We start from the raw sequence: 24,599 nt of genomic DNA on the forward strand, positions 1-24,599 counted from the left end.
CTAAAGCGGGTGTCGCAGGTTCGAATCCTGCCGGGGGCACCAGTTCAGAAGGGGGCCACTCCCGAGATTTCGGGAGTGGCCCCCTTCTGACATTCACGCCTGACATCAACGCGGTGGTCGCTGTCCCCTGCGTCCCTCATCTGATGCCGCGCGCAGTCGCGACGGCAGGCGATCTTCAGGATGCGTCGGCGTAGGCAAGGTGCGCGCCACAGACGGTGCACCGGAAGAGCATGGCGGTCATCCCCTCACCGAGGCGGGTCAAGAGGCGCTCAACCTGACTTCCGTCGTGGCAGCCATCCCTGCGCATCTCGGTCCGCAGCTGGTCGAGAGCTTCGGGATGCTCCGCCAACTCGGTGTACCCGACCTCGCCCACGAAGGCACCCGCGTCGTGGCAGTGGACGAGCCAGTGCGGATCCTGCCAGGCGTGGAACCCTGGTGTGCGGCGGGTGACCTGGTGCAGCACGTCGTCGCTCACGCCGTCGAGCCCGTAGGAGTCGGTGAATTCGCCCGCGAAACGATCAGCTGCCCTCCCGTCTGCGATGCACCAGGGGCAGAAGCGTCCGCTGACCTCTTGCGCGGAGTAGAAGGTTGCCGTGTAGATCCAGCCCGTGCTGCGATGGCAGCAGGCACACGAATCGGCGGACGCGCGGATGGCCCCGCTTGCCAGGGGGTCCGGGTGATACCGGAAGAAGGGCAGGTCGGCGCTCATCGCAGCTTCTTGCTCTGCGCGGTAACGGCCACGCCTACCGATCCCATGAAGGCAGTCTGTCCGCAAGGAAGTAGTGGATCAAGTGCCCTCGCGCGGCACCAAGGGCGAGCCTGGATCGAAATTCTGCGGCGGGTGGTCCCGTCGGCGGGACAGGGAAAGGGCAATTACAGGCTTTCCTAGGTGCCCTTCCGCGTTCATGCCGGACTGCGTTGCCAACGGCTCAGGCGGCGTGCGGGGTGAAGGTGACGTGCGAATCGCCTTCGTCGATGGTCAGACTGAGCGTGCCGTCCAGGGCCTTGGCCAAGCGCCGTAGCAGCGGAAGGGTCGGTACGGTGTCGCCGCCCTCCATCCGGGATACTTGCGGTTGCGTCATGCCAGACCGCTCCGCCAGCTCCGTCTGGGACAGGCCGAGCTCGATGCGACGGTCGTAGACCGCCTGGCCGAGGTCGCCGGCCAGGCGGGCATCGACGTACTCCTGGTCGTACTCCACCGACTCCCCCGCGAGCTCCCGAGTCCGACGCGTCCTCCACCTGCTGTGGCTCATCAGCTCTCCTTGCGCCGTTCGTACGTGTGTTGGGCGTGCCCGTGCTCGGCCTCGCATGCCTTCTGGACCTGGTGCGCACGTTCGACTTCAGCCGCTTCACGCATCTTCGTCTTTCTGAAAACCGTCAGCAGCACGATCCGTTGTCCCGGCGCGAGCCAGTACGGAATGCGCACTGCCTCGCCGTCCAAGTCGAAGCGGAGTTCACGGAGCTTGCCTCCCAGGTGCCGCGAGTACGGCTCGCCGAGGGTCGTCGGCTCGTCCAGCAGTCGGTCGGTCTTGTCCTCGACCCGTCGGTAGAGCCGGAACGGGAGGAGCTCCAGCCATTCCCGCACCTCGGGTTCGATCTCGATCTGCCACCGCTCCGACATGCAAACAACGGTATATACCTCGTAATGCATACCGCAAGCCACCAGGGCCGCCCCCGGCCGCTCAGCGGGTAGAGCACCCGTTCCCCGGGCTCCGCACCGGACACGCCCCGACGGCTGCACCAGCGGACGACACATCTACCCCCTGTTCACAGCTAGGCCGGCGCTGACCTCGGCCCCCGCCGGCGTAGGAAACGACCTGTCGCCGAAGAGGACCCGGCCGGCCACCGCCCTGCCGAAGCGGCTTCGGAGGAGAGGGAACGCCGCCTCCGCCATCGCCGGGGTGCGGAGTTGGGACAGTGCCCTGCGGAGCATCAGGCGGCCGCGGAAGTCGGTGCGCAGGGCTGCTCCGTCGTAGGTGCGCAGCGCCCTGCGGTCACCCGTGCGCAGTGCCGTGTCCAGGACCGTGGCCGCGTGCTCCGACAGGCGGAGGCACGGGTCCAGGCCGCCCGCCGTGAGCGGGGAGACCGCGCCGGCCGCGTCGCCCACGAGGAGGCCGTCCGGGCTGCTGATCCGGCGGAGGACGCCGCCGACGGGGATCGGGCCGCCGCGTCGCTCCACCGCGTCGGGGCGGGTGACGCCGGTCAGGCCGGGGGCCGTGGCGCTGAAGCGTTCCATGGTGCGGCGCAGGCCGTGGGGGAAGCGGTCGGCGTAGCCCGCGACGCCGACGTGGGCGTGCCGGCCGTCGTTGACCACCCAGGCCAGGTAGCCGGGGGCGTGGGACGGGTCCAGCACGCAGTGGAAGGTCGGTGGCTCGTCGCCGCCTTCGGAGAGGGCGAAGACCTCCTCCGCGCCGACCAGCAGGTGGTGGTTGCGGTCGAGGCCCAGGTCGTGGGCGACGCGTGAGCGGGCGCCGTCGGCTCCCACGACGAAGCGGGCCCGGAGCGCCGTGGGGCCTTCGCGTCCGGCGAGGTGGAAGGTGGCGCCGGTGCGGCCGGCGTAGCGGGTGCTCAGCGCCAGGCGTACGCCGGACTCCGCCGCGGCCTCGGCCGCCCGCGTGTACAGCGGGGCCATGTCTCCCACCCGGTACTCGTCGCGTCCGCTGACCAGGCCGACCGGGCGGCGCAGGTTCGGGGGGTAGAGCAGGACGCGCCGGATCGGTGGGCCGAGGCAGTCGGGCGGGAGGGGGAAGTCGTCGAGTGTCTTGCGGACGAAGATTCCGGTGGTGCGGATCGCGGAGGCGGGACTGGCGCGGCGTTCGGCCAGGACCACGTCGTGGCCCTTGCGGGCGAGGAGTGTGGCCGTGTGCAGGCCGGCCAGGCCCGCGCCGACCACCAGGACGTCGGCCTCGGCCGTGGCTCCGAGGCGGTTCATCGCGGCTGGTCGGGGACGGTCGCGTCCACCCGGTCGTCGGCCTCCCAGCGGAGCAGGTCTCCCGGCTGGCAGTCGAGCGCTTCGCAGAGCGCGTCGAGCGTGGAGAGGCGCACCGCCTTGGCGCGGCCGTTCTTGAGGACCGCCAGGTTGGCGGGGGTGATGCCCACCCGGTCGGCCAGCTCGCCCACGGCCATCTTGCGCCGGGCCAGCATCACGTCGATGTCGACGACGATGGCCATCAGATGACTCCGCTCAGCTCGGCCTGCATCTGCGACGCCTCGGCGTCGCGCGCGACCGCCTGGGCGAGCAGCACCCGCATCACCAGGACGACGAGCGCGACCCCGAAGGCCGCGAGGGCGACGCCGCAGAGGAGGAGCACCACGCCCGGCGCCACCGCCTCGCCCGGCGCGAGCACGACGCCGAGCGCGCAGACGAGCACCCCGGCGGCGGCGAACGCGCCCACCACGACGTGCACGTGCCGGAAGGCGGCGTGGGAGAACACCGTGCCCCTGCGCACCATGGTCACCAGGCGCCACGTAGCCAGGAGTACGGCTTCCACCGTCATGACGCCCAGGACCACGATCACGACGATCGGGACGCGCCGGTCCGCCAGTTCGCCGCCGTCCAGGTCCGAGGCCAGCAGGGCCGCCATCACCGTCTGGACGAACACCGACCCGGCGAGCAGCGCCGCGAGTACGGCGCGTAGCGCGAGCACGGTCAGCTTTCCCATCGCCACTCCTTCAATCGAATCACGATGTGAATCTATCGTGTTTCGATAGGTAGCGGCAACAGGTGGCCCACCGGTGCCGCCAGAACCCGTGGCCTGGAGGCCAGTTGCCGTCACTGACAGGGGCCGGGCCGGCGGGGGCGCCTCAACGGCCGCCGAGCAGCATCCAGATCGCCACCGCGATGAACAGACCGCCCGCCCCCAGCGGGAGGACGATGCTCTCGACCCGCTTCCCGGTCAGGTCCACGCGTGCGGTGCCCGGGGTGCCGGGGAGATAGCGCACCGGTGCCCGGCCGCCCACCGGGAGGCGTTCGACGCCGGAGGTCCTGGCCCGGAACTGGTGCGAACGGCCCTGCGCGTCGGTGAACTCGACCACCGCGGTGAAGGCGACGCCCTCCCCCCTCGTACCGGTGCTCCGGTGGTGGCGGACCACCAGGCCGTCGGCGCGCGTCCCCGCGCGGCGGAGGCGGCGCTGGAGGACGGCCTCGTATATTCCGGCACCGACGACGGCGAGACCCGCGAGCAGCAGGAGCGTCGACCACACATTCACCTCCTCTCCCGGCCCGGCCGAGTTCTCCGGGCATGTGCCCGTCATGGCAGGGCACACGGAGGGAGCAACGCTACACACTCCACCGTTTCGAGACCGTTTCGAGATGGACGTACAAGCGGCTCCACGGACCTTCCGTCAGGAGGCCCGGGGCCTCGTGGAGACTCGACAGATCGGATTCGCAATGATTCTCATTGGGCTCATTCTGCTCATCATCGGCCTGCTCGTCGGCGTCGGGCTGCTGACCACGGTCGGCGGAATCCTCATCGTGGTCGGTGCGGTCCTCTGGATCCTCGGGGCGACCGGGCGGGCCGTGGGCGGCCGCAAGCATTATTTCTAGATTTCCAGGCTTGGCAGACGCCCCGACGGGGGCCGGGGTGGTGGCCCCGGCCCCCGTCGGTCGGCGTACCGCGAGATGGGGCCGCCCGGCGGGATCCGTCTCAGGGCCGGTGGACCAACTCGACCAGCAGCGCCGCGATCAGCGTCCACGCGCCGATCCCGAGCAGCCACAACGTGTCGGTGAGGAGGCCGAAGGCGAAGACGGCCGCCGCGGTGAGCAGGAGGGCGAGGAAGAGGCGCTTCATGGGACCGGTCACCCCTCGAAGCGGTAGCCCATCCCGGCCTCGGTGACGAGGTAGCGGGGACGGGAGGGATCGGTCTCGAGTTTGCGGCGCAGTTGGGCCATGTAGACCCGCAGGTAGTGGGTCTTGTTGCCGTGGGTCTCGCCCCAGACCTCGCGCAGCAGGTGCTTCTGGCTGATGAGGCGGCCGGGGTGGGTGACCAGGATCTCCAGCAGGTGCCATTCCGTCGGGGTGAGGCGGATGTCGTGGCCAAGGCGGCGGACCTTCTTCGCGGTCAGGTCGACGGTGAAGTCTTCCGTGGTGACCAGCGTCGTATCGGCGGCGGGGTCCCTACCGGCGGCGGGGTCCGTCTCGGTGCGGCGGACCGCGGCGCGCAGGCGGGCCAGGAGTTCGTCCATGCTGAAGGGCTTGGTGATGTAGTCGTCCGCGCCCGCGTCGAGCGCGGCGACCTTCTCGCCGGAGGCCCTGCGGGCCGAGAGCACCAGGATCGGCACGCGGGTCCAGCCACGCAGCGTCCTGATGACGTGGACGCCGTCCACGTCCGGCAGTCCGAGGTCGAGGACGACGACGTCGGGCCGGCGTGCCTGGGCCAGGCGCAGGGCCGTGGTGCCGTCGGGCGCCGCGTCGACGCCGTAGTGGCGGGCGCGCAGGTTGAGGACGAGTGCGCGGACGAGCTGGGGGTCGTCCTCCACGACCAGCACCCGGGTCATCGGTGTGCGCCTTCCTGTCGAAACGGCACGCCCTGGGTGGGTGAGGCCGGAGCCGACGGCCGGGAACGGGTTCCGGGCGGCCGGCTCCGACGGCGTACGCGTAAGGCCATCAGCGGTCGGCCGCCGAGAGGTCCTTGAGGGCGATGTTGAGTTCGAGCACGTTCACCCGGGGCTCGCCCATGAAGCCGAGGGTGCGGCCCTCGGTGTGCTCGTCGACCAGCTTCTGGACCCGGTCGGCGGGCAGGCCGTTCCGCTCGGCGACGCGGTGGACCTGGAGGTCGGCGTAGTTCGGGGAGATGGCCGGGTCCAGGCCGGAGCCGGAGGAGGTGACGGCGTCCGCGGGCACGTCCGAGGGGTTGACCGGGTGGCCGGGCACGGAGTTGTCCTTGACGACGGCGGCCTTGGCGTCCTTGACCCACTGGACCAGCTCGGCGTTGTCGGCGGAGCGATTGGTGGCGCCGGACAGGATGAGCTTGTACTGGGTGTTGACGCTGTTGCTGCCGAGGCCGTTCTGCGGTCGGCCCTGGAACCACCTGAGGTCGGGCTCCGGGGTCTCCTGGCCCTTCTTGAGCGGCAGGTTGTACGCCTGGCCGATCAGGGACGAGCCGACGACCTCGCCGTGCGACTCGGTCTCGGAGCCGTTCGCCTTGCCGGCGAAGAGCCCCTGGGCGATGCCGGTGACGGCCAGCGGGTAGATGACGCCGGTGACGAGGGTCAGCACGAGCAGGGCGCGCAGGCCCGCGCCGAGCAGCCGGGCGGTGTTGGTGAGGGAGGTGTTCATGGCGGTCAGCCGATCCCGGGGATGAGGGAGAGGAGCAGGTCGATGGCCTTGATGCCGAGGAAGGGCGCGATCAGCCCGCCCAGGCCGTAGACGGCGAGGTTGCGGCGGAGCATCCGGTCGGCGCTGACCGGCCGGTAACGGACGCCCTTGAGGGCGAGCGGCACCAGCGCGACGATGACCAGCGCGTTGAAGATCACCGCGGACAGGATCGCGGAGTCCGGCGAGGACAGCTGCATGATGTTGAGCTTGTCGAGGCCCGGGTGGACGGCCGCGAAGAGCGCCGGGATGATCGCGAAGTACTTGGCGACGTCGTTGGCGATGGAGAACGTCGTCAGGGCGCCGCGGGTGATGAGGAGTTGCTTGCCGATCTCGACGATCTCGATGAGCTTGGTCGGGTTGGAGTCGAGGTCGACCATGTTGCCGGCCTCCTTGGCGGCCGACGTACCCGTGTTCATCGCGACGCCGACGTCGGCCTGCGCGAGCGCGGGCGCGTCGTTGGTGCCGTCGCCGGTCATCGCGACCAGCTTTCCGCCGGCCTGCTCCCGCTTGATCAGGGCCATCTTGTCCTCGGGCGTGGCCTCCGCGAGGAAGTCGTCGACGCCCGCCTCGGCGGCGATCGCCTTGGCGGTCAGCGGGTTGTCACCGGTGATCATGACGGTCTTGATGCCCATGCGCCGCAGTTCCCCGAACCGCTCCCGCATGCCCTGCTTGACCACGTCCTTGAGGTGGATCACCCCGAGGACGCGGGCTCCGTCGCCGTCCTCCACGGCGACCAGCAGCGGGGTGCCGCCCGCCGCGGAGATGCGGTCGGCGGCCTCGCCGGCGCCCTCGGCGACCGTGCCGCCGCGTGCGCGGACCCAGGCGGTGACCGAACCGGCCGCGCCCTTGCGGACCTTGCGGCCCTCGACGTCCACGCCGGACATCCGGGTCTGGGCGGTGAACTCGATCCACTCGGCGCCCACCAGCTCGCCCCGGTCGCGCTCGCGCAGCCCGTACCTCTCCTTGGCCAGGACGACGACGGAGCGGCCCTCGGGCGTCTCGTCGGCCAGCGAGGAGAGCTGGGCGGCGTCCGCCAGCCGGGCCTCGGTGGCGCCGCCGACCGGCACGAACTCGGCGGCCTGCCGGTTGCCGAGGGTGATGGTGCCGGTCTTGTCCAGCAGCAGGGTGGAGACGTCGCCGGCCGCCTCGACCGCACGACCGGACATCGCGAGCACGTTGCGCTGCACGAGGCGGTCCATGCCCGCGATGCCGATCGCGGAGAGCAGGGCGCCGATGGTGGTGGGGATGAGGCAGACCAGCAGCGCCACCAGCACGACCATCGTCAGGTCGGTGCCCGCGTAGCCGGCCAGCGGCGGCAGGGTGGCGCAGGCCAGCAGGAAGACGACGGTCAGCGAGGCCAGCAGGATGTTCAGCGCGATCTCGTTGGGCGTCTTCTGCCGGGCCGCGCCCTCCACCAGGTTGATCATCCGGTCGATGAAGGTCTCCCCCGGCTTCGTCGTGATCCGGACGACGATCCGGTCGGAGAGCACCCTGGTGCCGCCGGTGACGGCGGACCGGTCGCCGCCGGACTCCCGGATGACGGGGGCGGACTCGCCGGTGATCGCCGACTCGTCCACGGAGGCGACGCCCTCGGCGACGTCGCCGTCGCCGGGGATGACGTCGCCGGCCTCGCAGACCACGAGGTCGCCGACGCGCAGCCCGGTCCCGGGCACCCGCTCCTCGCGCCCGTCCACCAGGCGGCGGGCGACGGTGCCGGTCTTGGCCCTGCGCAGGGTGTCGGCCTGCGCCTTGCCGCGGCCCTCGGCGACGGCCTCCGCGAGGTTGGCGAAGAGCACGGTCAGCCAGAGCCAGGCGCTGATGGTCCAGCCGAACCAGTCGCCGGGGTCGGCGAAGGAGAAGACGGTCGTCAGGACGGAACCGACGAGGACGACGAACATGACGGGCGACTTCACCATCACGCGCGGGTCCAGCTTGCGGAAGGCGTCGGGCAGCGACCTGACGAGCTGCCCGGGGTCGAAGAGGCCCGCGCCGACGCGGCCTTCCTCCGGTTGGTGCCCGGTCGGCGCGTCGCTGTGCGGCGCCCTGGTCGGGGTGGCTGTGGACATGGTGTCCTCGTGCTTCTGGGGGTCGGTCATCGGGGTGGTGCCGGTCGTCCGCGCGTCGGTGTTCATGCCGCCAGCCCTTCGGCGAGCGGGCCCAGCGCGAGCGCCGGGAAGTAGGTCAGCCCGGTGATGATCAGGATGGCGCCGACGAGCAGGCCGGTGAAGAGCGGCTTCTCGGTGCGCAGGGTGCCGGCGGAGGCGGGCACGGGCTTCTGCTGGGCGAGGGAGCCCGCGAGCGCCAGGACGAACACCATCGGCAGGAAGCGGCCGAGCAGCATCGCCAGCCCCAGGGTGCTGTTGAACCACTGGGTGTCGGCGTTCAGGCCGGCGAAGGCGGAGCCGTTGTTGTTCGAGGCCGACGTGTAGGCGTAGAGGATCTCGGAGAATCCGTGCGCCCCGCTGTTGGTCATCGAGTCGCCCGGGGTCGGCAGGGCCAGGGCGGCGGCGGTGAGGACCAGCACCAGGGCGGGCGTGATGAGGATGTAGCAGGCCGCGAACTTGATCTCGCGGGTGCCGATCTTCTTGCCCAGGTACTCGGGGGTGCGGCCGACCATCAGACCGGCGATGAACACCGCGATGACCGCCATGACCAGCATGCCGTAGAGGCCGGAGCCGACGCCGCCGGGCGCGATCTCGCCCAGCATCATGCCGAGCATGGTGATGCCGCCGCCGAGTCCGGTGTACGAGGAGTGGAAGGAGTCCACCGCGCCGGTGGAGGTGAGGGTGGTCGACACCGCGAAGATGGACGAGGCGCCCACGCCGAAGCGCAGCTCCTTGCCCTCCATCGACGCGCCCGCGAGTTCCGGGGCGGGTCCGTGGTGGGCGAACTCGGTCCACATCATCAGGGCGGTGAAGCCGACCCAGATGGCGGCCATCGTGCCGAGGATCGCGTAGCCCTGGCGGACCGAGCCGACCATCAGGCCGAAGGTCCGGGTCAGCGAGAACGGGATGAGCAGGATCAGGAAGATCTCGAAGAGGTTCGAGAAGGGCGTCGGGTTCTCGAAGGGGTGGGCGGAGTTGGCGTTGAAGTAGCCGCCGCCGTTGGTGCCCAGCTCCTTGATGGCCTCCTGGGAGGCGACCGCGCCGCCGTTCCACTGCTGCGGGTCGCCGAGGAACTGGCCGACCTCGTGGATGCCGGAGAAGTTCTGGATGGCCCCGCAGGCGACCAGGACGACGGCGGCGACCGCGGCGATCGGCACCAGGACGCGGACGACACCGCGCACCAGGTCCGCCCAGAAGTTGCCGAGTTCACCCGTGCGGGACCGGGCGAAGCCGCGCACCAGGGCGACGGCGACGGCCATGCCGACGGCGGCGGAGACGAAGTTCTGCACGGCGAGGCCGGCGGTCTGCACGACGTGGCCCATGGCCTGTTCGCCGGAGTACGACTGCCAGTTGGTGTTGGTCACGAAGGACACGGCGGTGTTGAACGCCTGGTCCGGGTCGATCGACGCGAAGCCGAGGGAGCCGGGGAGGACGCCCTGGAGCCGCTGGAGCAGGTAGAGGAAGAGGACGCCGGCGAGGGAGAAGGCGAGGACGCCGCGCAGGTACGCGGGCCAGCGCATCTCCCGGTCCGGGTCGGCACCGATGCCCTTGTAGATCCACTTCTCGACGCGCCAGTGCCGGTCGGAGGAGTAGACCCGGGCCATGTGGTTGCCGAGGGGTATGTAGGCGAGCGCCAGCGCGGCGATGAGCGCGAGCAGCTGGAGGACGCCGGCGAGGACGGGGCTCATGTGGTGCTCAGAACCTCTCCGGGTAGATCAGGGCGAGGACGAGGTAACCCAGGAGGGCGACGGCCACGACCAGGCCGACGGTGTTCTCGGCGGTCACAGCTTCGTCACCCCCTTGGCGACGAGAGCCACGAGCGCGAACACCGCGATCATGGTGACGACGAAGGCCACGTCGGCCATCGCAACTCCTATGAGGTTCGGGCAGGGAACTGACACGTCGAGGAAAGCTCCTTCTCGGCCCGATCCGGTCGCCGTTGATGGCTTCCATACGTCGACCGGAACGGCTTTGACGCTTCCCTGATGGCAGGCCTGCCCCGGGCGGCACCGGACGCCGCGGCGGCGCGCCCGCGCCGGGTCGCGGCGGTCCCCGCGACGCTCCTAGCCGACCCGCACCGGTGGTACCGGCCGGCCGAGGGCGCCCGGCGCTCCGCGGCCCCGGGGTCGCCGGCCAGGGGCGGGACGGCACCGCGACGGGTGAAGACGACGAGGCGCAGTACGGCGAAGCGCGCGACGCCGGCGAGTGCGGAGGCGGACAGGTAGACGATCTGTTCGAGGACCGCGCCGGGCGCCGCCACCAGCTGGTGCAGGGCGAGCATCGCGGCGCAGGTCGCCGCGTACGCGGCCGCCGCCGATCCGGCGGACTGCGTGTGCTGGCGCCAGGTCGCGCGCCCGTCGGCGCCGAAGGTGAAGCGGGCGTGCAGCTCGGTGGCGAGGAGCGTCGAGACCACGGTGATCACGGCGTTGGCCAAGACCCAGGGGAGCCAGGTGGCGAGGGCCGCCACGGCGACACTGGAGGCCAGTCCCAGCCCGCCGCCGCACAGGACGAAGCGGGCGAAGGCGGCGAGGGCACCGGGCGCCTCCCGCGGCCGGCCGGGCGCTCTGTCCGCGGCCACCGTCACCGTCACCGTTTCCATGGTCCGACCCCCCGGTAGATTCCGTGCACCTCGTTGGCACCACTATGGCACACATATGGTGCCATTGCGAGCCTTTTATGGCGTCAGCCGTGCCATCAGAAAGGCGGCGCACCCCGACACGGTGTCGGGGTGCGCCGCCCTGGGGCGTGGAGCGAGGGGCCGCTCCGGCACTACCTCGGGTCGCGGTCGAAGACCGACTTCGACCAGAAGTAGCCGAGCACGGTGAGGGCCGCGCACCAGACGAGGGCCAGCCACCCGTTGTGGCCGATCTCGGTGCCGAGCAGCAGGCCGCGCAGGGTCTCGATGGCCGGGGTGAAGGGCTGGTACTCGGCGATCGGCTGGAACCAGCCCGGCATCGCGTCGATCGGCACGAAGGTGCTGGAGATGAGCGGCAGGAAGATCAGCGGCAGCGCGTTGTTGCTGGCGGCCTCGGCGTTGGGGCTGATCAGGCCCATGCCGACGGCGATCCAGGTGAGGGCGACGGAGAAGGCCGCGATCAGTCCGAACGCGGCGAGCCACTCCAGGGCCGTGGCGTCGGTGGAGCGGAACCCGATCGCGAGGGCGACGACGCCGACGAAGACGACGCTGAGGACGGACTGGAGCACGCTGCCGACGACGTGCCCGACGAGGACCGAGCCGCGGTGGATCGCCATGGTGCGGAAGCGGGCGATGATGCCCTCGGTCATGTCGTTGGAGACGGAGACGGCCGTACCGATCGTGGTGGAGCCGATGGTCATGAGGATCAGCCCGGGGACGAGGTAGGCGACGTAGGCGTCGCGGTCCGCGCCGCCGCTCATGCCCGCGCTCATCACGTCGCCGAAGATGTAGACGAAGAGCAGGAGCAGCATGACCGGGGTGAGCAGCAGGTTCAGGGTGAGGGACGGGTAGCGGCGGGCGTGCAGCAGGTTCCGCCGGAGCATGGTGGACGAGTCGCGCAGGGTGAGGGCGATGGTGCTCATCGGACGGTCTCCTTGGACTGGTCGGCCTGGGCGGGGACGGTGGTGGAGCCGGTGAGGGCGAAGAAGACGTCGTCGAGGTCGGGGGTGTGCACGGTCAGTTCGTCGGCCTCGACGCCGGCCGCGTCGAGCCGGTCCAGGACGGTGCGCAGCTCGCGCTGGCTGCCGTCGCTGGGGATCTGGAGGGTGAGCGCCTCGTCGTCGCGGGCGGCGTCGGCGAGGGCGTCGGTGGCGTCGCGGTAGGCGGCGGGGTCGGTGAAGCGGAGGCGGACGTGGCCGCCCGGGATGAGGCGCTTGAGCTCGTCGGCGCTGCCCTCGGCGGCGATCCGGCCGTCGTTGAGGACGGCGATGCGGTCGGCGAGTTCGTCGGCCTCCTCCAGGTACTGGGTGGTGAGGAAGACGGTGGTGCCGCCGTTGACGAGTGTGCGGATGATCCGCCACATGTTGTGCCGGGAGCGGGGGTCGAGACCGGTGGTGGGCTCGTCGAGGAAGATGATGCGCGGGTTGCCCACCAGGGTCATGGCGATGTCCAGGCGGCGCTTCATGCCGCCGGAGTAGGTGGAGGCGGGCTTCTTCGCGGCCTCGACGAGGTCGAAGCGCTCCAGCAGTTCGGCGGCGACCCGCCGCCCCTCGGCCTTGGACAGGTGGTTCAGGTCCGCCATCAGGAGCATGTTCTCCTCGCCGGTGATCAGCCCGTCCACGGCGGAGAACTGGCCGGTGACGCCGATCGCGGCGCGCACGGCCTGCGGGTCGGTGCCGAGGTCGTGGCCGCCGACCTGGGCCTGGCCGCCGTCGGCGGTGATCAGGGTGGACAGGATCTTGACGGCGGTGGTCTTGCCCGCCCCGTTCGGCCCGAGCAGCGCGAACACCGAACCGGCCGGGATGCGCAGGTCGATGCCGTCCAGGACGACCTTGTCACCGAAGGACTTGCGCAGGCCGACGGCGGAGATGGCGGCGGGCGCGGGGCCGGCACCGTGGCCGGATGCGGGCATGGCTGTTGAAGGCACGGGGCCCTCCCGTTCGGAGGCTGGAGTGACTGGGGACGAGAAGTGCGGTGGGTTCCGACGTACCGCTGAGGTCGATGACGTCATCATGGCACCACAATGGCACCACATGCAAGAGAGAATGTGGCGCCACCTGACACCACGCGACGCCAGTCGGCGCCACAGGTGCGAACCCGCAGGTCGGAGCACCGGCCGGAGCCGCGAAAAAATCTCTGCGGAATTCCGTACGGCGATGTCGAGAACCCGGGTCCCGCTCCGTCCCCGGGGTGAACGCGGCCACAATGGACCGCACCAGCACCGAGGAGACGCACCATGGCCAAGTACCTGCTGCTCAAGCACTACCGAGGCGCCCCGGCCGCCGTGAACGACGTGCCGATGGACCAGTGGACGCCCGAGGAGATCTCGGCGCACGTGCAGTACATGCGGGACTTCGCGGACCGTCTCGAGAAGACCGGCGAGTTCGTCGACGGTCAGGCGCTCGCCCCCGAGGGCACCTTCGTCCGGTACGACGGTGAGGGGCGCCCTCCGGTCACGGACGGCCCGTTCGCCGAGACCAAGGACCTCATCGCCGGCTGGATGATCATCGACGTCGACACCTACGAGCGCGCCGTCGAGCTGGCCGGTGAGCTGTCGGCCGCCCCCGGCGCGGGCGGGAAGCCGATCCACGAGTGGCTGGAGCTGCGCCCGTTCCTGGCCGAGCCGCCCACCGTCACGGAGTGACCCGGGAGATGGACGAGGTCCTGCTGAGGAGCCTCACGCCGAGCGTGCTCGGCATCCTCGTCCGCCGCGGAGCGGATTTCGCGGCGGCCGAGGACGCGGTCCAGGACGCCCTGACGGAGGCGGTCCGGGCCTGGCCGGACGACCCGCCGCGGGACCCGAAGGGCTGGCTGGTCGCCGTGGCCTGGCGGCGCTTCCTCGACGCGGCCCGGTCGGACACGGCCCGCCGCCGGCGCGAGGACCGGGTGGACGAGGAGCCGGCGCCCGGCCCCGCGTCCTCGGTGGACGACACGCTCCAGCTCTACTTCCTGTGCGCCCACCCCTCGTTGACGCCGTCGTCGGCGGTCGCGCTCACCCTGCGCGCCGTCGGCGGGCTCACCACCCGTCAGATCGCCCGCGCCTACCTGGTGCCGGAGGCGACCATGGCGCAGCGCATCAGCCGCGCCAAACGCACCGTCTCCGGCGTGCGGTTCGACCGGCCCGGCGACGTGGCGACCGTACTGCGGGTGCTCTACCTGGTGTTCAACGAGGGCTACTCGGGCGACGTCGACCTCGCCGCCGAGGCCATCCGGCTCACCCGGCAGCTCGCGGCCGCCGTCGACCATCCCGAGGTGGCGGGGCTGCTGGCGCTGATGCTGCTCCACCACGCGCGCCGCGCCGCGCGGACCGCGTCCGACGGCAGCCTGGTGCCGCTCGCCGAGCAGGACCGCGGCCGATGGGACACCGCGTCGATCGCCGAGGGCGTGGCGATCCTCCAGGGCGCGCTGGCCCGCGACCGGCTGGGCGAGTTCCAGGCCCAGGCGGCCGTCGCCGCGCTGCACGCCGACGCGCCCACCACCGAGGAGACGGACTGGGTGCAGATCGTGGAGTGGTACGACGAGCTGGCCCGCCTGACCGACAGCCCCGTGGTCCGGCTCAACCGCGCGGTGGCCGTCGGTGAGGCCGACGGTCCCCGGGCGGGTCTGGCGGCACTCGCGGCGGTGGACTCCTCGCTGCCCCGGTACACCGCGGCGGCGGCGTACCTGCACGAGCGGGACGGCGACCCGGCGACGGCGGCCCGGCTGTATGCCGAGGCGGCCCACAAGGCCGACAACCTCGCCGAGCGCGACCACCTGACACGCCGCGCGGCCCGCCTCAACGCCGCGCGCCCTCCGGGGAGTTAGCCCCGAGGACGACCGACCGCCTACGACCCTGAGCGGGACGACGGTCCGCACAACGTCGCGCGCCCTCAAAGAAGTTCGTCCCGAGGCGGCCGATCATGAACCTCAGCGGGACGACGGTCCGGCTCAACACCGCGCACCCTCGCGTAAGTTGCCCCAAGGCCGACCGCCTACGCCCCTGAGCGGCACGGCAACCCGTTCAACGCCCGCCTTCCTCCGCCTGGTTGGCGTCGGGAGCGCGGCCGCCGGGATGCCGCAGGGCGCAGAAGTACCCGACGGCGAGGACGACCGCCATGCCGTAGAAGACCCACTGGTTGGCCTCGGCGAAGTCGAGGCGTACCGCGGACATCGCGTCCCGCATAGCCGTGGCGGCCGGGCCGTCGCCGGTGGGCACGCGGGCGTCCGCGTTGCCCGTGACCGTCTCCGTGACCTGCCGGGCCACGGAGCGCTCGGTGTCCGGTGCCACGCCGCGCTCCCGCAGGGTCTGCTCGACGTTGTCGGTCATGGTGTGCGTCAGCATCGTGCCGAAGACGGCCAGGCCGACACTGGCCGCGTAGTTGCGGACGGTCTGCGTGATGCCGGTGACCTCGCCGTACGAGGCGTCGATCGCGCGGTTGACGGCGTCCGTCGACGCGGGGGCCAGGATGAAGCCGATGCCCGCGCCGGCCAGGGCGACGTAGGGCCACTGGTCGTGCATCGACAGGTCCGTCAGTTTCCCCGCCCACAGCGCGAAGCCGACGGCGCCGAGCGCGCACCCGATCCGCAGCGCCGGACGCGCCCCCCGCTTGTCGAGGATGCGGCCGCCCCACTGGGAGGCGATGGCGAACCCGGCGAAGAAGTACAGCAGGTACAGCGCGGCCTGGTTGGGCGAGGCGCTCAGCGAGACCTGGGCGTAGACCGAGGCGAAGAAGAACACCGGGACGAACGCGAGCATCGCGAAGAAGAGCACCAGCGCGTCCACGGTGAAGGCGCGGTCGCGGAAGACGGCGAGGTTGACCAGGGGGCGGCCGGGGGCGCGGAGTTCGTAGCGGCAGAAGACGTACAGGATCGCCAGGCCGCCCACGATGCAGACCCAGGTCGCCACGGAATCCCAGCCCCACGCCGCCGCCTGCTGGAAGCCGAGCACGCTCAGGCCCATGCCGGCGACGATCAGCAGGGCACCCTTCACGTCCAGGGTCTCCGCGCGGCGGCGGTCGGGGATGTGGGCCAGCACCGTCAGGACCAGCGCGATGATCGCGACGGGGACGTTGACCCAGAAGATCGCCCGCCAGGTCCAGGCCGTCAGCCAGCCGCCGAGCAGCGGTCCCACGGCGGTGAGCGCGCCGGTGATGCCGAAGAAGAGGGCGAGCGCGCGTCCCCGGCGCTCCACCGGGAAGACCGCGACGACCACGGCGAGCGCGGCCGGGAAGAGCAGCGCGGCGCCCAGCCCCTGGGTGGCCCGGAAGATGATCAGCCAGGTCAGCGCGGCGTCCCCGGAGGGCACGCAGCCGCACAGCACCGACGAGATGACGAAGATCAGGGTGCCCGCCACGACGACCCGGCGCGGCCCCCACAGGTCGGCCAAGCGTCCGCCGAGGGCGAAGAAGGCGGCCAGCGAGAGCAGGTAGGCGTTGATCACCCACTGCATGCCGGTGGAGGAGAGGCCGAGTTCGGAGACGATGTCGGGGGCCGCGAGTGACACGATGGTCTGGTCGATGAAGGTCATCGCCACCGCGAACATCATCGCGGCCAGGGCCAGCGACTGGGAGGCGGCGCGACCGGCACCGAGGGCGTTCGGGTCCCGCCTGGTGTGCGTTCCGCTCACCCGGTCAGTCTGCGCCGGGCCTCCCGGCGGCGCATCCGGAGCCTTCGGAGCCCTAGCTGTCCTGGCTGTCCTGGCTGCCCTGGCCGTCCTGGAGTCCCTGGTACCGCAGCAGCAGCATCGCCGCGTCGTCGTGGTGCGGTCCCGCCGCGTGCCGCACGAGGTCCTCGCGCAGGGCCTCCAGGGCGCGGTGGACGTCGGGGTCGTCCAGGATGCGGGCGCGCTCGGCGAGCGGGTAGAAGTCGCCCCGGTCGTCCCGGGTCTCGGTGACGCCGTCGGTGTAGAGGAGCAGCTGGTCGCCGGGGCCGAAGGGCACCGGGAAGGGGTCCGGGCCGGGGCCGCCGTGTGCGGCCAGGCCCAGCGGGAGGGCGTAGGCGGGCGGCTGGGGGAAGTCGGCGGTGCCGTCGCCGCGGACGAGCATCGGCGCCGGGTGACCGTAGTTGAGGAGGACGACCCGGTGGTCGTCGCCGATCTCGGCGAGGATCGCGGTCACGAACTTCTCGTCGTCCAGGTCGCGGGCGACGCTGCGTTCCAGCCGTTCGCCCAGCTTGACCAGGTTCTTCTCGTCGTACGCCGCCTCCCGGAAGGTGCCGAGGACCCGGGCGGCGGTCTCCACCGCGTCCAGCCCCTTGCCCTGCACGTCGCCGACGATCACCCGGACGCCGTGCGGCGAGGCGACCACCTCGTACAGGTCGCCGCCGATCCGGGCCTCGGCGAGCGCCGAGGTGTACGAGACGGCGGCCTGCAGCGGGCCCGCGGTCAGCGGTACGGGGCGCAGCAGGACCCGCTGGGCCACCTCCGCGATCGAGCGGACGCTGGCCAGTTCCGCCTCCCGGCGCGAGCGCATCACGGCCGCCGCGATGCCGACGCCGGTCACGCCGACGACGGACGCCATGGCGGTGTAGCCCCGGGGCCGGTCGAGGAGGTCGTTGTAGGCGCCGAGGCCCACGCACAGGAACAGCGCGACCAGCCCGATCACCGCCGTGCGCCGCCAGCCGCCGACCAGCCCCGCGAACGCCGGTCCCAGCGACACCAGCGGCAGGAACCCCACCCCGGGCCCGGCGGTGACGTCCACGACGGCGACGACGGCCATGGCCGCGACGGGCATCCACGCCAGCACCGCGGAAGCGGACGGCGGCATCTTCACGATCATGGCTACTCCGGTGGCACGGCGCTCAAGAGCCGCCCTCTCCCTGTTCTCAGGCGCCCCTACCCAGTCTTTAGACTATGCAAGGGTCCCGCCACGCAGGAATGTCCGGGCGGTCCTTGACCCAATCGAGGCCGAGTGCCCTCCCTCGGAGAACGGCTCCTCACGCCGCCGGGACCGGCCTCGGCAGCAGCCCCCCGTCCGCCGCGTCGCGCCGGCTCGCGACCGTCAGCGCGAGGGTCACCGCGAGGGAGCCCGCCGCCATCACGGTCATCGCCGTCGCCGGGGAGGTGAACTGGGCGACCGTGCCGGCCAGCGTCGCGGAGACGCCCTGCAGGGTGAGCATCCCGGCGGAGTGCAGTCCGAGTACGTGCCCGGAGAGTTCGCCGGGGGTCAGGGCGACCAGGCGCTCCTGCTGCACCAGGCTCGCGCCGAAACCCACGGAGGCCAGCGCGACCAGTACGGCCGTCACCGGCAGCGGCGGGCGCAGGAACAGGGCCAGGTACGGCGCGGCCAGCAGCACCAGCAGCGGGACGCCGAACCGCGGACGCAGCCGGGCCGGGAGCAGCCGGCCGACCGTCACGTCCCCCGCGAGCATGCCCAGCGCGGCGCAGGCGAACAGCGTGCCGGCCGCGCGGGGGTCGTAGGAGACGTACAGCGACTCGCAGCCGACGACGAGGCCGTTGGGGATCCACAGGGCCAGCAGCACGTGGCGGCGCGGACGGGCGGACCAGAGCAGGGCGTTGGCGCGCCAGGTGGCGCGCACCGAGGGGCGGCCGGTGGCGCGCGGCGGACGGCGGGTCAGCCGCAGCGCGAGGGCGGACGCCGTGGCGTACAGACCGGCCGCGAGCAGCAGGCACAGGCGCGGGGACAGCAGGGTCACCAGGACGCCGCCGGCCGCGTATCCGGCGATCTGCATGACGCCGCTCATCATGTTGAAGAGGGAACGCCCCGTCAGGTAGCCGTCCTTGGCGAGGATCTCGGTCAGCAGACCCCAGCGGACGCCGCCGCCGAGGGAGGCGATCAGTCCCTCGGCGAGGACGATGGCGAGCATCGCCCAGATGGGCAGGCCGGGCAGTGCGAGGGCGGCGGTGGCGGCGGCGAAGGCCAGGGAGAGCGCCGCCAGCGTGGTGCGCGGGGCGAGCCGGTCGGCGCCGGAGAGGAACAGGGTGGCGCCCAGCACCTGGGCCAGTGCCGGGCCGAACATGCTCACCGCGGACAGCAGCGGCGAACCCGTCGCGCGGAACACCAAGGTGCCGAGCGCCAGGCCGCTCACCGTCTGGGCGGCGATGTTGGCCGAGGAGGAGAGGAAGAGGGGGCTGAACTCCGGGGTGCGGAAGAGGTCCGCGTAGCTCGTGCGGCGGGTGTCCGGCATGCGGGGAGTCTGGGCCGCCGCGGGGACCGGTCGTTATTCTTTCGCGTCCGTGCGAAACTCCGGCGGCGGGAACAGCCGGTGGGAGAGGCCGGCCGGATGGAGGGGAGGGTCCGGATGGAGGGAGGGGCCGGATGGGCTGGTGGCAGATCAACGCCGACACCCTCGCGCGCAGCCGTTTCGTCGTCTCGCCCTTGGCCGAGACCTTCGCGTGCCTGAAGCTGCTGCACGCCGGGGTGGCCGCGCACCCGGGCGAACGGACCTGGCTCGACGCCCGGCTGCCCGCGTACCGGCGCCGGCTCGCGGACGATCCTGTGACGGCGCTGCTGGTCCGCTCGGGCCTCGGCCGGGAGTGGATCGCCGACTTCCTCACGCCCACCCCGCGCGAGCGCGAGAGCTTCGAGGAGGGCGTCGCGCGCGTCCGGGCGACCGGCCCCGCCGTGGCCCGCGCCGACCTGGCCGTCTCCCTCGGCGGTGTGCTGCCCGCCGCCCTGGACCGGGACGACCTGCCCGAGCGCGCCGCCGCGCTGCTGGAGCACGTCTGGGCCGAGGCCGTACGGCCCGACTGGGAGCGGCGCCGTCGTGTCCTGGAGGCGGATGTCGTCGCGCGGACGGCGCGGGTCAGCCGGGGCGGCTGGGCGGCGGTGCTCGACGCGCTGCGGCCCGGCACCCGCTGGCTGGGGGACAGCCGCCTCCAGATCAACCTGAACCCGTACCCGCCGCGCGACCTGTCCGGGGCCGAGCTGGTCCTGGTGCCCGTCACCCCGCAGCGGCAGGGCTGGGTGGCGTGGGAGGAACCGGAGCGGTACGCGGTGGTCTACCCGTGCACGGGTGCCCTCGCGGACGACGGTGCGCGGACCGTGCCCGCGGCACTGGGCGCGCTGCTCGGTCCGGCCCGCGCGGGTGTGCTGGTCCTGCTGGGCTCCCCGATGAGCACCAGCCAGCTGGTGGGGGTGACCGGGCAGGCCCTCGGCTCGGTCGGACGGCATCTGCGGGTGCTGCTGGACGCCGGCCTGGTGGAGCGGCGCCGGGCGGGGCGCTCGGTGCTGTACTCACGGACGGCGGCCGGGGATGTGCTGGTCGAGGCGGCGACCGGGGAGGCGCCCGCCAAGACAGCGGCCGGAGACGTGCCCGCCAAGACAGCGGCCAAAGAGGCGCCCGCCAAGACAGCGGCCGGAGACGTGCCCGCCAAGACAGCGGCCGAAGAGACGCCCGCCAAAACAGCGGCCGAAGAGACGCCCGCCAAGACAGCGGCCGAAGACGTGCCCGCCAAGACAGCGGCCGGAGACGTGCCCGCCAAGACAGCGGCCGAAGAAGCGCCCGCCAAAACAGCGGCCGAAGAAGCAGCCGCCGAACAGCCACCGGGCGAACGCCCGCCGAAGCGGACACCGGGAGGGTGGCCGGCGAGGCCGAAGCCGGGGAGGCGGCCGGGGGAGCTGTCACCCGGCGGGGCTAGCATCCGGGCATGACGACCTCAGAGAACGCGCGCAGCAGCGAAAGCCTCCCCCTCGACGTCGGGATCGACGCCCTCCAGGGCGGGTCCGCCGACCTCTCCCAGTACGCGGGCCGGGTCGTACTGGTGGTCAACGTGGCCTCCAAGTGCGGGCTCACCCCGCAGTACGCCGGTCTGGAGCGGCTGCACGAGCGGTACGCGGAGCAGGGCTTCACCGTCCTCGGCGTGCCCTGCAACCAGTTCATGGGCCAGGAGCCCGGCAGCTCGGAGGAGATCGCCGAGTTCTGCTCGGCGACGTACGGCGTCACCTTCCCGATGACCGAGAAGGTCGACGTCAACGGCGATGACCGCCACCCGCTCTACGACCGCCTGACCGGCTTCGCCGACGCCGAGGGGCACAGCGGGGACATCCGCTGGAATTTCGAGAAGTTCCTGATCGGGCGGGACGGCAAGGTCGCCGCCCGGTTCGCGCCGCAGACCGAGCCGGAGGCGGCCGAGGTCGTGACGGCGGTGGAGGCCCGGCTGGCGGGCTGAACGACCGGACCGGACCGGCCGGCGGGCCGGTTGACCTTCCCCCTGGGTCAGGCCCGAGCGTCGTCGTCGCCGGGCGGAGCAGCCGTCCGGCGACGGAGGATGACGACGTGGACGACGCGCGCGACGACGGGTGGCTGACCATCGGGGCGTTCGCCGAGAGGGCCCGCCTGTCGGCCAAGGCCCTCAGGCTGTACGACCGGATGGGCCTGCTGGCGCCCGCCCGGGTGGACGAGGCCACCGGCTACCGCTACTACCGCGCCGGCCAGGCGGAACGCGCCCGGCTGGTGGCGCTGCTGCGCCAGTTGGACATGCCGCTCGCGCAGGTCGCGGAGGTGGTCCACGCGGACGGGCCTCGGGCCGCCGCCCTGCTCGACGCCTACTGGGCGGGAGTGGAGGCCCGGGTGGCCGGGCAGCGCACGCTCACCGAGCACCTCCGTGGACGACTGTCGGGGAGGAGCTCCGAGATGTACGCGAGGTTCGAGGTCGAGACGGTGGACGTGCCCGAGCAGGTGGTGATCAGCGAGAGCCGGCACACGCTGGCGGCGGAACTGCCGGCGTGGATCGGCGCCTCGCTGGGGCGGCTGGAGGAGGCGGCCCGCGGCTGCGGAGGGGTGACGGCGGCGCCGTACGTCGTCTACCACGCCGAGGTGTCCGTGGAGAGCGACGGCCCGGCGGAGTCGTGCGTCCCGGTGGCCGACGAGGAGGCGGCCCGCGCGTGGTGCGAGGAGCGCGGACGGGCCTGGCGGACGCGGGTGCGGGTGGAGCCGGCCGGGCGGCTGGCCTACACCCGGATCACCAAGGCGCAGGTGGCGCATCCGCAGATCCTGACCGCGTTCGAGGCGGTGGAGGCGTGGATCGCCGATCAGGGACTGACGGCGGCGGGACCGTGCCGCGAGGTGTACTTCGCCGACTGGGAGGCGGCGGGTCCCGAGGACCCGGTGTGCGACATCGCCTTCCCCGTGAGGTGAGGTGAGGTGAGACAGAGCCCTCTCGGCAAGGTCGGCGAACTGGTCGAGAGGGCTCCGCCGTCGATGCTGCCGGGCGGTGCGTGGAGTCGTTCCTCGGGGGCCTTGGGGGTTACTCCTTGACCGACCCCACGAACGCGTTCCACGCGTCGGCGGGGAAGGCGAGGACCGGGCCCTCCTGGACCTTGGAGTCACGGACGGCGAGCGCCGCCACGACGGGTGACCGGACCTCGACGCACGCGCCGTTTCCTCCGGAGTAGGAGGACTTGGTCCACGATTCCTGGGCGCCCTGACGAATTGCCATGTCTGCTCCGATGGCGAGTTGCTGAGTGCGGTTTACGCCAATGACGTGTGATCTTTGGCGTGATCGACGCTACTCGCTGACCTTCCCGTACGGAGCAGCCATTCACTCGACCGGATGGCATATTCCAGGTGAGTCTTCCAGTACCGCCAGCCAGGGGTGTAACATCCGCCCCTTCTCAGCGCGCGTACTCCTTCGCCACATCCTCGATGCGCTGGCGGGACTGCTCCACGTTGAGCGCCTGCGCCCGCAGATGCTCGTACATCACCGTGTACTTCTGCACATCCAGCGCCTTCTCCAGGTACAGGTCGCTGGTCACGCCCTCGATGTAGACCACGCTGGAGTCGGCCGCGTCGGCGAACTCCAGGATCGAGTACTGCCCGTTGATGCCGGGGTGCGCCCCGACGTCGAACGGCAGCACCTGCACGGTGATGTGCGGCAGCTGCGACATCTCGGCGACGTGCTCCAACTGCTCCCGCATCACCTGCCTGCCGCCCACCACGCGGCGCAGGCTGGCCTCGTCGAGCACCACCCACAGCCGCAGCGGGTTGTTCTGGGCGGAGATGCGCTCCTGGCGCCGTATGCGGACCTGCACCCGTTTCTCGATGTCGGCGACCGACGTCTCCGGCAGGGCGCCCTGGATGAGCGCCTCGGCGTACGCCCGGGTCTGCAACAGCCCGGTGATGATCTGCGGTTCATAGGTCCGCAGCGACTCCGCGTCGGTCTCCAGGCCGATGTAGACGCTGTACGGGATGTCCCCGAAGGCGTGCCACCAGCCCTGCTGGCGCGAGTCCTTGGCCATCTGCATCAGCGAGTCGACGATCCGCTGGTCCTCGACCTCGTAGACCCCGCACAGGTCGCGGACGTCGCGCTGGCTGATGCTGCGCCTGCCGTTCTCCAGGCGGCTGATCTTCGACTGCGAGACCAGCAGCCGCTCCGCCACCTCCTCGGCCGTCATGCCCTTGAGCTCACGGAGCCTGCGCAGCTCCTGGCCCAGCCGACGCCGCCTTACGGTGGGATTGACACTCGACGCCACGGAACGTGCACCTCCGGCTGCGTGACTCATACTTGCCACTTTGCGTATCTGCTGCTGAGCAGACTGCCACCAAGGTGGTTTCTACCGCTGGCAAACGGTCCATATGCGCCGCGTACACGCCCGTTCGGGACGCCACCCGTACACATGGCCGCGCGGGGCGGCGGGCCGGGCCGCCGTCCGGGCATGCCGGACGTACGGTCGGTCCCGCCGCCCCGCGCGGACCTGCGGCTCCCGTGACCGGGCTTGGGGACTGGCGGTGCGGCGGTGCGGTACTGCGTGTGCGTCACTGCGGTGCGGTGCGGCTCAGTGGGCCACCGCACGCGCCATGGATCCGTGGCGTGGTTGCGCCGGAACACCGCGGGCGGGTTCCGGAGCGGGCCTGCCACCGGGTCCGGCGGCCTGGCGGCCGGCCGGGGCGGCCGGAGCGCGGCGTGGCTGCGCCCCCGCGCCGTTCTGAACGTCCATCACCGCGTGCGCCACCAGGCCGCCCATGGGGTCGTGCCTGATGAGGTCCCGCAGGCGGGACCGCGACGAACGTCCTTCGTTGCCCGGGTAGAGGTGCTTGCCGAGACCGACCGCGTGGGCCAGCGCGGCGAGCGCCGCGGTCCGCGGGTCCGGCGGAACGCCGGTGCGGATCGCCGAGTCGAGGCGGGCCTTGATCTCCCTGCTGATCGCCGTGTCCGTCGCCTGATAGCGAGTCGTCGGCAGCACCCCGCACATCTGGCCCTCCACGGCATGCACCATGCCGCATCGCTCCAGATGCGAGAGATAGGTCTGGCGCAGCCCCAGGCGGGGCCCGCCAATCCAGTTGACCGCCCGTACGGGAGCGCCACGCCTTCGCAGCAACTCCAACGCGCAGTCCAGTGTTGGATCTCCTGTCGGCCGTGGTGCCACCACGGCGATACGATCCCCGTCTGGGGCTATCCGTCCGGCCAGCGCCAGCTCGACCAGCTGCGCTCCGGCCAGACCCAGGTCGAGCGACTGCGGCTGTGCGGTGGTACCCGTGGTCGGGTCCAACGCCAGCAGCAGAAGCTCCTCCGGAAGTGTTCTGCGGCTCCTGCCCATCCATGCCTCCCCGCGTGGATGAGAGACAGGGTGACCCCTCTCACATTGGTCTGTCGAGGGTGCGTGA

26 protein-coding genes and 2 pseudogenes are annotated in these 24,599 nt (G+C 71.8%); 6 read left to right on the top strand and 22 right to left on the bottom strand.

Annotated features, from left to right (window positions below):
• Positions 1-175: 175 nt before the first annotated feature.
• The 7 genes from ACFW01_RS04615 to ACFW01_RS04645 form a co-directional block, all read right to left on the bottom strand.
• Complete coding sequence (locus ACFW01_RS04615; protein ID WP_384502373.1) at positions 176-709, bottom strand: CbrC family protein; 534 nt, start codon at positions 707-709, stop codon at positions 176-178.
• Positions 710-929: 220 nt separating this feature from the next.
• Positions 930-1,253 carry a helix-turn-helix domain-containing protein gene (locus tag ACFW01_RS04620; RefSeq protein WP_384502374.1) on the bottom strand — a complete coding sequence of 108 codons (324 nt, stop codon included), beginning with the start codon at positions 1,251-1,253 and terminating at the stop codon, positions 930-932.
• Positions 1,253-1,621, bottom strand: a complete 369-nt coding sequence (locus ACFW01_RS04625; RefSeq protein ID WP_384502375.1) for a type II toxin-antitoxin system RelE/ParE family toxin — start codon at positions 1,619-1,621, stop codon at positions 1,253-1,255. The genes ACFW01_RS04620 and ACFW01_RS04625 overlap by 1 nt, the downstream gene beginning before the upstream one ends.
• A gap of 135 nt (positions 1,622-1,756) precedes the next feature.
• The gene (locus ACFW01_RS04630; protein ID WP_384502376.1) at positions 1,757-2,932 is read right to left on the bottom strand and encodes an NAD(P)/FAD-dependent oxidoreductase; all 1,176 of its coding nucleotides are present in this window, start codon (positions 2,930-2,932) and stop codon (positions 1,757-1,759) included.
• On the bottom strand, positions 2,929-3,171 hold the full coding sequence (locus tag ACFW01_RS04635; RefSeq protein ID WP_234957194.1) for a helix-turn-helix transcriptional regulator: 243 nt from the start codon (positions 3,169-3,171) through the stop codon (positions 2,929-2,931). The genes ACFW01_RS04630 and ACFW01_RS04635 overlap by 4 nt, the downstream gene beginning before the upstream one ends.
• Positions 3,171-3,662: a DUF2975 domain-containing protein gene (locus tag ACFW01_RS04640; protein ID WP_234957193.1), complete on the bottom strand. Its 492-nt coding sequence runs from the start codon at positions 3,660-3,662 to the stop codon at positions 3,171-3,173. The genes ACFW01_RS04635 and ACFW01_RS04640 overlap by 1 nt, the downstream gene beginning before the upstream one ends.
• A 142-nt stretch (positions 3,663-3,804) precedes the next feature.
• Positions 3,805-4,203, bottom strand: coding sequence for a DUF3592 domain-containing protein (locus tag ACFW01_RS04645; protein ID WP_234957192.1), 399 nt, complete (start codon positions 4,201-4,203; stop codon positions 3,805-3,807).
• Between the two features lie 187 nt (positions 4,204-4,390).
• On the opposite strand from ACFW01_RS04645, the gene ACFW01_RS04650 reads away from it, so the two are divergent.
• Entirely contained in the window at positions 4,391-4,546 is a 156-nt protein-coding gene (locus ACFW01_RS04650) for a DUF6131 family protein (protein ID WP_122619779.1), read from the top strand.
• 100 nt (positions 4,547-4,646) lie between these two features.
• On the opposite strand, the gene ACFW01_RS04655 is transcribed toward ACFW01_RS04650, so the two are convergent.
• The 9 genes and pseudogenes from ACFW01_RS04655 to ACFW01_RS04695 all read right to left on the bottom strand — a co-directional run bounded on the left by ACFW01_RS04655 (position 4,647) and on the right by ACFW01_RS04695 (position 12,969).
• Positions 4,647-4,790 carry a hypothetical protein gene (locus ACFW01_RS04655; protein WP_234957191.1) on the bottom strand — a complete coding sequence of 48 codons (144 nt, stop codon included), beginning with the start codon at positions 4,788-4,790 and terminating at the stop codon, positions 4,647-4,649.
• An 8-nt stretch (positions 4,791-4,798) separates the two neighbouring features.
• On the bottom strand, positions 4,799-5,497 hold the full coding sequence (locus ACFW01_RS04660) for a response regulator (protein WP_234957190.1): 699 nt from the start codon (positions 5,495-5,497) through the stop codon (positions 4,799-4,801).
• Positions 5,498-5,606: 109 nt separating this feature from the next.
• The gene (locus ACFW01_RS04665; RefSeq protein ID WP_234957189.1) at positions 5,607-6,278 is read right to left on the bottom strand and encodes a potassium-transporting ATPase subunit C; all 672 of its coding nucleotides are present in this window, start codon (positions 6,276-6,278) and stop codon (positions 5,607-5,609) included.
• Between the two features lie 5 nt (positions 6,279-6,283).
• Positions 6,284-8,383 (bottom strand): potassium-transporting ATPase subunit KdpB, encoded by a 2,100-nt coding sequence (gene kdpB, locus ACFW01_RS04670; RefSeq protein WP_384502453.1) that lies wholly within the window; start codon positions 8,381-8,383, stop codon positions 6,284-6,286.
• Positions 8,384-8,445: 62 nt separating this feature from the next.
• Positions 8,446-10,110, bottom strand: coding sequence for a potassium-transporting ATPase subunit KdpA (kdpA, locus tag ACFW01_RS04675; RefSeq protein WP_234957188.1), 1,665 nt, complete (start codon positions 10,108-10,110; stop codon positions 8,446-8,448).
• 7 nt (positions 10,111-10,117) lie between these two features.
• Positions 10,118-10,207 carry a K(+)-transporting ATPase subunit F gene (gene kdpF / locus ACFW01_RS04680; RefSeq protein ID WP_234957187.1) on the bottom strand — a complete coding sequence of 30 codons (90 nt, stop codon included), beginning with the start codon at positions 10,205-10,207 and terminating at the stop codon, positions 10,118-10,120.
• A 370-nt stretch (positions 10,208-10,577) separates the two neighbouring features.
• Positions 10,578-11,021 (bottom strand): annotated as a pseudogene (locus ACFW01_RS04685) (GtrA family protein); the annotation flags it as partial.
• A 170-nt stretch (positions 11,022-11,191) separates the two neighbouring features.
• Positions 11,192-11,980: an ABC transporter permease gene (locus ACFW01_RS04690; RefSeq protein WP_384502377.1), complete on the bottom strand. Its 789-nt coding sequence runs from the start codon at positions 11,978-11,980 to the stop codon at positions 11,192-11,194.
• Positions 11,977-12,969 carry an ATP-binding cassette domain-containing protein gene (locus ACFW01_RS04695; RefSeq protein WP_234957313.1) on the bottom strand — a complete coding sequence of 331 codons (993 nt, stop codon included), beginning with the start codon at positions 12,967-12,969 and terminating at the stop codon, positions 11,977-11,979. The genes ACFW01_RS04690 and ACFW01_RS04695 overlap by 4 nt, the downstream gene beginning before the upstream one ends.
• Positions 12,970-13,293: 324 nt before the next feature.
• Here ACFW01_RS04695 and ACFW01_RS04700 point away from each other — a divergent pair, with 324 nt between their 5' ends.
• Positions 13,294-13,701: a YciI family protein gene (locus ACFW01_RS04700; RefSeq protein ID WP_234957185.1), complete on the top strand. Its 408-nt coding sequence runs from the start codon at positions 13,294-13,296 to the stop codon at positions 13,699-13,701.
• A gap of 8 nt (positions 13,702-13,709) precedes the next feature.
• Positions 13,710-14,861, top strand: a complete 1,152-nt coding sequence (locus ACFW01_RS04705) for a DUF6596 domain-containing protein (protein ID WP_234957312.1) — start codon at positions 13,710-13,712, stop codon at positions 14,859-14,861.
• A gap of 196 nt (positions 14,862-15,057) precedes the next feature.
• Here ACFW01_RS04705 and ACFW01_RS04710 read toward each other — a convergent pair whose 3' ends face one another.
• From ACFW01_RS04710 to ACFW01_RS04720, 3 genes are all read right to left on the bottom strand, one after another.
• Positions 15,058-16,581, bottom strand: coding sequence for an MFS transporter (locus ACFW01_RS04710; protein WP_384502454.1), 1,524 nt, complete (start codon positions 16,579-16,581; stop codon positions 15,058-15,060).
• A 133-nt stretch (positions 16,582-16,714) separates the two neighbouring features.
• The gene (locus ACFW01_RS04715; protein ID WP_234957184.1) at positions 16,715-17,812 is read right to left on the bottom strand and encodes a PP2C family protein-serine/threonine phosphatase; all 1,098 of its coding nucleotides are present in this window, start codon (positions 17,810-17,812) and stop codon (positions 16,715-16,717) included.
• 157 nt (positions 17,813-17,969) lie between these two features.
• On the bottom strand, positions 17,970-19,181 hold the full coding sequence (locus tag ACFW01_RS04720; RefSeq protein WP_384502378.1) for an MFS transporter: 1,212 nt from the start codon (positions 19,179-19,181) through the stop codon (positions 17,970-17,972).
• A gap of 131 nt (positions 19,182-19,312) precedes the next feature.
• Between ACFW01_RS04720 and ACFW01_RS04725 the strand changes: the two are divergent.
• The 3 genes and pseudogenes from ACFW01_RS04725 to ACFW01_RS04735 form a co-directional block, all read left to right on the top strand.
• Positions 19,313-20,275 (top strand): annotated as a pseudogene (locus ACFW01_RS04725) (ArsR family transcriptional regulator); the annotation flags it as partial.
• A 368-nt stretch (positions 20,276-20,643) separates the two neighbouring features.
• Positions 20,644-21,165, top strand: coding sequence for a glutathione peroxidase (locus ACFW01_RS04730; protein WP_234957182.1), 522 nt, complete (start codon positions 20,644-20,646; stop codon positions 21,163-21,165).
• A gap of 107 nt (positions 21,166-21,272) precedes the next feature.
• Positions 21,273-22,133, top strand: a complete 861-nt coding sequence (locus ACFW01_RS04735) for a MerR family transcriptional regulator (RefSeq protein ID WP_384502379.1) — start codon at positions 21,273-21,275, stop codon at positions 22,131-22,133.
• Positions 22,134-22,242: 109 nt separating this feature from the next.
• Here the strand turns inward: ACFW01_RS04735 and ACFW01_RS04740 are convergent, their stop codons facing one another.
• The 3 genes from ACFW01_RS04740 to ACFW01_RS04750 form a co-directional block, all read right to left on the bottom strand.
• The gene (locus tag ACFW01_RS04740) at positions 22,243-22,434 is read right to left on the bottom strand and encodes a DUF397 domain-containing protein (protein ID WP_125492736.1); all 192 of its coding nucleotides are present in this window, start codon (positions 22,432-22,434) and stop codon (positions 22,243-22,245) included.
• A 175-nt stretch (positions 22,435-22,609) separates the two neighbouring features.
• Positions 22,610-23,467, bottom strand: a complete 858-nt coding sequence (locus ACFW01_RS04745) for a helix-turn-helix transcriptional regulator (protein WP_234957180.1) — start codon at positions 23,465-23,467, stop codon at positions 22,610-22,612.
• 303 nt (positions 23,468-23,770) lie between these two features.
• Complete coding sequence (locus tag ACFW01_RS04750) at positions 23,771-24,532, bottom strand: GPP34 family phosphoprotein (RefSeq protein WP_122619708.1); 762 nt, start codon at positions 24,530-24,532, stop codon at positions 23,771-23,773.
• Positions 24,533-24,599: the final 67 nt, after the last annotated feature.

It is taken from the genome of Streptomyces sp. NPDC058985 (genome assembly GCF_042740985.1).
Classification (GTDB): domain Bacteria; phylum Actinomycetota; class Actinomycetes; order Streptomycetales; family Streptomycetaceae; genus Streptomyces.

What these genes read in the sequence shown, in the direction of transcription:
- ACFW01_RS04705 (WP_234957312.1), top strand. Translation starts at nt 13,710, where the DNA reads ATGGACGAGGTCCTGCTGAGGAGCCTCACGCCGAGCGTGCTCGGCATC.
- ACFW01_RS04710 (WP_384502454.1), bottom strand. Translation starts at nt 16,581, where the DNA reads ATGATGTTCGCGGTGGCGATGACCTTCATCGACCAGACCATCGTGTCA.
- kdpA (WP_234957188.1), bottom strand. Translation starts at nt 10,110, where the DNA reads ATGAGCCCCGTCCTCGCCGGCGTCCTCCAGCTGCTCGCGCTCATCGCC.
- ACFW01_RS04695 (WP_234957313.1), bottom strand. Translation starts at nt 12,969, where the DNA reads ATGCCCGCATCCGGCCACGGTGCCGGCCCCGCGCCCGCCGCCATCTCC.
- ACFW01_RS04655 (WP_234957191.1), bottom strand. Translation starts at nt 4,790, where the DNA reads ATGAAGCGCCTCTTCCTCGCCCTCCTGCTCACCGCGGCGGCCGTCTTC.
- ACFW01_RS04750 (WP_122619708.1), bottom strand. Translation starts at nt 24,532, where the DNA reads ATGGGCAGGAGCCGCAGAACACTTCCGGAGGAGCTTCTGCTGCTGGCG.
- ACFW01_RS04650 (WP_122619779.1), top strand. Translation starts at nt 4,391, where the DNA reads ATGATTCTCATTGGGCTCATTCTGCTCATCATCGGCCTGCTCGTCGGC.
- ACFW01_RS04625 (WP_384502375.1), bottom strand. Translation starts at nt 1,621, where the DNA reads ATGTCGGAGCGGTGGCAGATCGAGATCGAACCCGAGGTGCGGGAATGG.
- ACFW01_RS04665 (WP_234957189.1), bottom strand. Translation starts at nt 6,278, where the DNA reads ATGAACACCTCCCTCACCAACACCGCCCGGCTGCTCGGCGCGGGCCTG.
- kdpB (WP_384502453.1), bottom strand. Translation starts at nt 8,383, where the DNA reads ATGTCCACAGCCACCCCGACCAGGGCGCCGCACAGCGACGCGCCGACC.
- ACFW01_RS04690 (WP_384502377.1), bottom strand. Translation starts at nt 11,980, where the DNA reads ATGAGCACCATCGCCCTCACCCTGCGCGACTCGTCCACCATGCTCCGG.
- ACFW01_RS04730 (WP_234957182.1), top strand. Translation starts at nt 20,644, where the DNA reads ATGACGACCTCAGAGAACGCGCGCAGCAGCGAAAGCCTCCCCCTCGAC.
- ACFW01_RS04660 (WP_234957190.1), bottom strand. Translation starts at nt 5,497, where the DNA reads ATGACCCGGGTGCTGGTCGTGGAGGACGACCCCCAGCTCGTCCGCGCA.
- ACFW01_RS04740 (WP_125492736.1), bottom strand. Translation starts at nt 22,434, where the DNA reads ATGGCAATTCGTCAGGGCGCCCAGGAATCGTGGACCAAGTCCTCCTAC.
- ACFW01_RS04715 (WP_234957184.1), bottom strand. Translation starts at nt 17,812, where the DNA reads ATGATCGTGAAGATGCCGCCGTCCGCTTCCGCGGTGCTGGCGTGGATG.
- ACFW01_RS04635 (WP_234957194.1), bottom strand. Translation starts at nt 3,171, where the DNA reads ATGGCCATCGTCGTCGACATCGACGTGATGCTGGCCCGGCGCAAGATG.
- ACFW01_RS04630 (WP_384502376.1), bottom strand. Translation starts at nt 2,932, where the DNA reads ATGAACCGCCTCGGAGCCACGGCCGAGGCCGACGTCCTGGTGGTCGGC.
- ACFW01_RS04700 (WP_234957185.1), top strand. Translation starts at nt 13,294, where the DNA reads ATGGCCAAGTACCTGCTGCTCAAGCACTACCGAGGCGCCCCGGCCGCC.
- ACFW01_RS04720 (WP_384502378.1), bottom strand. Translation starts at nt 19,181, where the DNA reads ATGCCGGACACCCGCCGCACGAGCTACGCGGACCTCTTCCGCACCCCG.
- ACFW01_RS04620 (WP_384502374.1), bottom strand. Translation starts at nt 1,253, where the DNA reads ATGAGCCACAGCAGGTGGAGGACGCGTCGGACTCGGGAGCTCGCGGGG.
- ACFW01_RS04615 (WP_384502373.1), bottom strand. Translation starts at nt 709, where the DNA reads ATGAGCGCCGACCTGCCCTTCTTCCGGTATCACCCGGACCCCCTGGCA.
- ACFW01_RS04640 (WP_234957193.1), bottom strand. Translation starts at nt 3,662, where the DNA reads ATGGGAAAGCTGACCGTGCTCGCGCTACGCGCCGTACTCGCGGCGCTG.